Raw genomic sequence first — 5,052 nt, forward strand, 5'->3', positions numbered from 1 at the left:
CATTATTATATTATTTATGTCCCAGACTGTTTTAGATATTATCGATTGTCTACGTTACGGTACGTATTAATGACATGTGCGATTTTATCAATAATTGGATCTAATGAGTCAGGATTTTCGTGAATATCATATTCATTGATATTTACACGTACTACTGGACAAGCATTAAAGTTATTAATCCAATCTTCATAGCGTTTAAATAATTTTTGCCAATATTCTGGGTCTGTATTAATTTCCATATCACGACCACGTGCTTTGATACGTTCAATGACTTCATCATAATCACATTCAAGATAAATTAATACATCAGGTTTAGGGAAGTAGGGTGTCATTACCATAGCATTGAACAACTCAGAATAGGTTTTGAAATCATCTTCATTCATAGTACCTTGTTCTTCATGCATTTTCGCGAAAATATCTACATCTTCATAAATAGAACGATCTTGTATAAAGCCACCACCATATTCAAACATACGCTTTTGTTCTTTAAAGCGCTCCGCTAAAAAGTAGATTTGTAAGTGAAAGCTCCAACGTTCAAAGTCATCATAAAATTTATCGAGATAAGGATTATGATCAACATTTTCAAAAGAGGTTTTAAAATTCAGTTTGTCGGCTAACGCTTGTGTCAATGTTGATTTACCAACACCAACTGTACCAGCAATAGTGATAATTGCATTTTGAGGTACTTTGTAATTATTCATTTTCAATTGCTCCTATCATAGGTCTTATTTTTTCTAAAATGGATTGATAATCTGAATCGTTATTGACAAAATCAATATCACTTGTATTAATTAAGACAACATTCGCACCTTCACACTTCATCGCATTATAAAATGTTAAATAATCTTCTTTTAAATTCAATAAATAGTTATCTTCGATATGATGCTCGAAACTACGGTTGCGTTTAGCGATTCTCTGTTTCAAAACATTCAAATCTGCATCTAAAAAAATAATCATGTTAGGCATTTCAAGATCTTCTGTTAAAATATCGAAAATGCGGTCAAATTTATCAAATTCATGATGACTTAAAGTGTTACGGGCAAATATTTTATTTTTATAAATATGATAATCGCTAACAACGCCTTGTGTCATTTTTGCGATATCTTTCGCTTGTTTGTATCGATTACAAAGGAAGAACATTTCAGTTTGAAAACTCCATTTAGAGATATCATCGTAAAAATCAGACAAAAATGGATTTTCATCAATTATTTCTTTTTCTTCATAGTAATTTAATGACTGACTAAGCTTATGAGCTAGGGAGGATTTACCTACACCAATAGGGCCCTCAATTGCGATAAATGGTTTGTTCATAATCACATCTCCAAATGTTAAAATAGACAATGAGTATTGTATCATAAGTGAGGTATAACACACATGGCAAATGATGAATATTACATGAAATTAGCGATTGAAGAAGCTAAAAAAGCGCAAAATATTGGAGAAGTACCTATAGGTGCAATTATTGTTAAAGATGATGAAGTTATAGCACGATCACATAATTTAAGAGAAACTGCACAGCTTCCGACTGCACATGCAGAACATATAGCGATTGAACGAGCATCTAATACCATTGGAAGTTGGCGTTTAGAAGGTTGCACCTTATATGTAACGTTGGAACCCTGTGTCATGTGTGCAGGTGCTATCGTGTTGAGCAGAATTCCTAAAGTGGTTTACGGTGCTTCTGACCCTAAAGGTGGATGTGGTGGTAGCTTGATGAATTTACTAGTAGAGTCACGCTTTAATCATAGAGCTGAAGTGGTTAGTGGTGTATGTGAACAAGAATGTGGAGATCTATTACGTAACTTCTTTCGAGAATTACGATTAAAGAAGTCTAAAACGAACAAGTAAGCGTACAAATTGTTTTATATTTGTTAAAATAATACACGTGAATGTGGTGTCAAAATTGAGGTTTAAAAACTTTCAGATGATACTTTTCAAAATAAATAGCGTTTAATTAAGATAATGAAACGAGGTAACTGTATGATTAAATTAATAGCAACAGATATGGATGGCACATTGTTAAATGCTGCACATGAAATTTCACAAGAAAATGTTGATGCGATTAAATTTGCACAATCACAAGGAATAACAGTTGCCATTGCGACAGGTCGTGCATTCTATGAAGCGAACACACCTGTAGCTGAAACAGATTTAAGTGTGCCATACATTTGTTTAAATGGTGCAGAAGTACGTGATGAATCGTTTAATATTATGAGTACCTCTAACTTAAATCATGAATTAGTGGAACGCATAAAATCCATCTTGAACCATGAAGATGTATACTATCAAATTTACACTAATAGGGGGATTTACACAGAAGATCCTACTAAAGATTTAGATATATATTTAGATATTGCTAAACAAGCAGGACAAGAAGCGGATGTTGAAAAGATTAAAAACGGCATTCAAAAACGTATAGATAATGGGACGTTGAAAGTTGTAAATAGTTATGAGGAAATTGAAAATATTCCAGGAGAACTAATTATGAAAGTCCTTGCCTTTAATCCAGATTTAGAGAAAATAAACAAGATAGGGGCAGAACTCTCAGCGATTTCAAGTTTAGCTATCTCATCTTCATCACGTGGTAACCTTGAAATTACCCATTCTGATGCTCAAAAAGGAATAGCGTTGGCATCTATTGCAGATCAATTAAATATTGATTTAAAAGACGTTATGGCATTAGGTGACAATTTAAATGATGTGTCAATGTTAGAACGTGTAGGTTATCCGGTGGCAGTAGAAAATGCAATGCCTGAAGTAAAAGCAATTGCAAAATATGTCACAGATACAAACGAAAATAGTGGTGTAGGTAAAGCCATTATGAAACTATTACAAGAAGAAAATAATTAATATTAAGAGGTGTTTAGAAGAAATGAAAGGACTTATTATTGTTGGTAGTGCAAAAGTAGGCTCACATACGAATGCGCTTGCTAAATATTTAGTGGGTCAATTTGATACACATGATTTAGATGTTGATATATTTGATTTAGCAGAAAGACCTTTAAATCAGTTAGACTTTTCAGGAACAACCCATTCAACAGAAGAAATTAAAGCAAATGCAAAAGACTTTCAAACTAAAGTTATGGAAGCAGACTTCTTAGTACTTGGCACACCTAATTATCATGGTTCTTACTCTGGCATTCTTAAAAATGCATTAGATCATATCAATATGGATTACGTTAAAATGAAACCAGTAGGGCTAATTGGCAATAGTGGTGGTATTGTTAGTTCAGAACCACTATCACATTTACGTGTCATTGTTCGCAGTTTACTAGGTATCGCGGTACCGACACAAATTGCTACACACGATTCAGATTACAGTAAACTTGAAGATGGTACATTGTATCTTGATGATGACCAATTTCAGTTGCGCGCAAAATTATTTGTAGACCAAATTGTATCATTTGTGAATAATAGTCCTTATGAACATTTAAAATAAAATTTAATTATATAGAAGTACACATATATAATAGTAGAAACTAGTTTTTAAGAACGATTTTTATCGTTCTTTTTTTATTGTTTTAAAAAGAATATTTCAGACGATTATATAGATTGCAATGCAAAAGATATTTTTTGAACTTAATTATATGTATTTATATTAGTATTTTAATTAGTTTTTTAAATTTAAGTAATTAAATAAACAGTTAAATTAGGTCGATTTACAATTCTTTTAGGGAGTGGTCTGTTTGAAAAATAAACAAAAAAAGAGATTGGATTTTCTACCGAATAAACAAAATAAATATTCAATTAGAAAATTCACAGTAGGGACAGCATCTATATTAGTAGGGACAGCTTTAATCTTTGGAAGTGCTCATGATGAAGCAAAAGCAGCTGAAAAAGATCAAGCTTCCACAACTATAGATACGAATGAAGCGCAAGATGTAAAAGCAAAAGGTCATGTACAAACATCCGCGAGTGCTACATTATCACAAGTGAAACCAGAACAAATTGATATTAGAAAATAAAATGTAGCAATAGATGCAAATAATACTTCTAATAATGATACCAAGACAGTTAATACATCAGGTTTAGATATATCATTTGAAAATACTGAGACACAATTAAATAATACTATTGATAATACAGAAAAAAGAAAAAGCATTAACAAATTTTGTAGATGAGAATACGAGTAGTTCAATTGAAGAGGCAAGTGAAAATGTTAAAAACCTTACTATTGACTATAATCAAGTTGATAATAGAGCATTACTAAGTGTGCTCATTAAGGCTGACTCTAATAAAAAAGATGCTGACAGTTATGCCGATGCGGATCTAGATAATAGTGAATTACCAGAAACAGGAAACAAAGAAGAGAAAAATGGCGTGTTATTCGGAACATTAATTGCAGGTGTAGCATCACTAGTATTAGGTAGAAAGCGAAATAAAAAGAATAACTAAGAAATAAATGTATGAAATTAACCCGTAGTGTGTAACTGCGGGTTTTTTAAATGCTAATTATGGTAATAATAAGTATGATGCTAGATTTTATAGTAAATGAATACCAAATTTAAAAGTTATTAAATAATATAAAAAAAGTATATAATTTTCTAAAGTTATTTAGCATGAACAAATTAATGTTTTTTTAAAAAATCAGATTTATATATTGTAACAATATACAAAAAGTGATAAGTTTTGTATGAGTATTGTACTCAATAAATTTGGAAAATAGGGGTGTGAGTTATTTGAAGAAAAAGCCGAATAAACGATTAGATTTCTTACCGAATAGATTAAATAAATATTCGATAAGAAAATTCACAGTGGGGACGGCATCAATTTTAGTTGGTGCAACATTAATCTTTGGTGCAGGACATGATGTAGCTAAAGCTGCTGAAACTAATCAAACTGAAAGCGGAGAAAATCAAAGTAATTCAAAAGCATCTGAAGAAGATGCTAGTAATCAATCAAACACATCTCAGAACGCAATTTCACAAGAAAATTCAACGCAAGAAACTAATACTAGTTCAGAACAATCAACTACAAATGAAAACGCTACTGAAGAAGTAAGTCAAGAACAGCCTTCTACAGAAGAGAAGGCAACTGAAGAAAGCACAACAG

General features: G+C 31.6%; 7 protein-coding genes and 1 pseudogene. 6 read left to right on the plus strand and 2 right to left on the minus strand.

Annotated elements, in window-relative coordinates:
* Window positions 1-38 precede the first annotated feature (38 nt).
* Together HMPREF3239_RS05620 and HMPREF3239_RS05625 are read right to left on the minus strand one after the other, a co-directional pair.
* Window positions 39-701, minus strand: a complete 663-nt coding sequence (locus tag HMPREF3239_RS05620; protein ID WP_053031090.1) for a deoxynucleoside kinase — start codon at window positions 699-701, stop codon at window positions 39-41.
* Window positions 694-1,311 carry a deoxynucleoside kinase gene (locus HMPREF3239_RS05625; RefSeq protein WP_070855003.1) on the minus strand — a complete coding sequence of 206 codons (618 nt, stop codon included), beginning with the start codon at window positions 1,309-1,311 and terminating at the stop codon, window positions 694-696. The genes HMPREF3239_RS05620 and HMPREF3239_RS05625 overlap by 8 nt, the downstream gene beginning before the upstream one ends.
* Window positions 1,312-1,374: 63 nt before the next feature.
* On the opposite strand from HMPREF3239_RS05625, the gene tadA reads away from it, so the two are divergent.
* The 6 genes and pseudogenes from tadA to HMPREF3239_RS05655 form a co-directional block, all read left to right on the plus strand.
* On the plus strand, window positions 1,375-1,848 hold the full coding sequence (gene tadA, locus HMPREF3239_RS05630; protein WP_070855004.1) for a tRNA adenosine(34) deaminase TadA: 474 nt from the start codon (window positions 1,375-1,377) through the stop codon (window positions 1,846-1,848).
* A 132-nt stretch (window positions 1,849-1,980) separates the two neighbouring features.
* On the plus strand, window positions 1,981-2,850 hold the full coding sequence (locus tag HMPREF3239_RS05635) for a Cof-type HAD-IIB family hydrolase (RefSeq protein WP_070855005.1): 870 nt from the start codon (window positions 1,981-1,983) through the stop codon (window positions 2,848-2,850).
* Window positions 2,851-2,872: 22 nt separating this feature from the next.
* A complete protein-coding gene (locus HMPREF3239_RS05640; RefSeq protein ID WP_053031100.1) occupies window positions 2,873-3,439 on the plus strand; it encodes an NADPH-dependent FMN reductase in 567 nt (188 codons plus the stop codon).
* 238 nt (window positions 3,440-3,677) lie between these two features.
* Window positions 3,678-3,789: pseudogene (locus tag HMPREF3239_RS12775) on the plus strand (YSIRK-type signal peptide-containing protein); the annotation flags it as partial.
* 285 nt (window positions 3,790-4,074) lie between these two features.
* On the plus strand, window positions 4,075-4,395 hold the full coding sequence (locus HMPREF3239_RS05650) for an LPXTG cell wall anchor domain-containing protein (RefSeq protein ID WP_070855007.1): 321 nt from the start codon (window positions 4,075-4,077) through the stop codon (window positions 4,393-4,395).
* 284 nt (window positions 4,396-4,679) lie between these two features.
* Window positions 4,680-5,052, plus strand: a 373-nt coding sequence (locus tag HMPREF3239_RS05655) for a YSIRK-type signal peptide-containing protein (protein WP_070855008.1), incomplete at its 3' end; no start/stop codon positions are given.

The organism is Staphylococcus sp. HMSC34C02 (genome assembly GCF_001838705.1).
Lineage (GTDB): Bacteria > Bacillota > Bacilli > Staphylococcales > Staphylococcaceae > Staphylococcus > Staphylococcus borealis.

Bases quoted from the DNA above. Each gene is read 5' to 3' on its own strand.
- HMPREF3239_RS05635 (WP_070855005.1), top strand. From the start codon at position 1,981: ATGATTAAATTAATAGCAACAGATATGGATGGCACATTGTTAAATGCT.
- HMPREF3239_RS05625 (WP_070855003.1), bottom strand. From the start codon at position 1,311: ATGAACAAACCATTTATCGCAATTGAGGGCCCTATTGGTGTAGGTAAA.
- HMPREF3239_RS05640 (WP_053031100.1), top strand. From the start codon at position 2,873: ATGAAAGGACTTATTATTGTTGGTAGTGCAAAAGTAGGCTCACATACG.
- tadA (WP_070855004.1), top strand. From the start codon at position 1,375: ATGGCAAATGATGAATATTACATGAAATTAGCGATTGAAGAAGCTAAA.
- HMPREF3239_RS05620 (WP_053031090.1), bottom strand. From the start codon at position 701: ATGAATAATTACAAAGTACCTCAAAATGCAATTATCACTATTGCTGGT.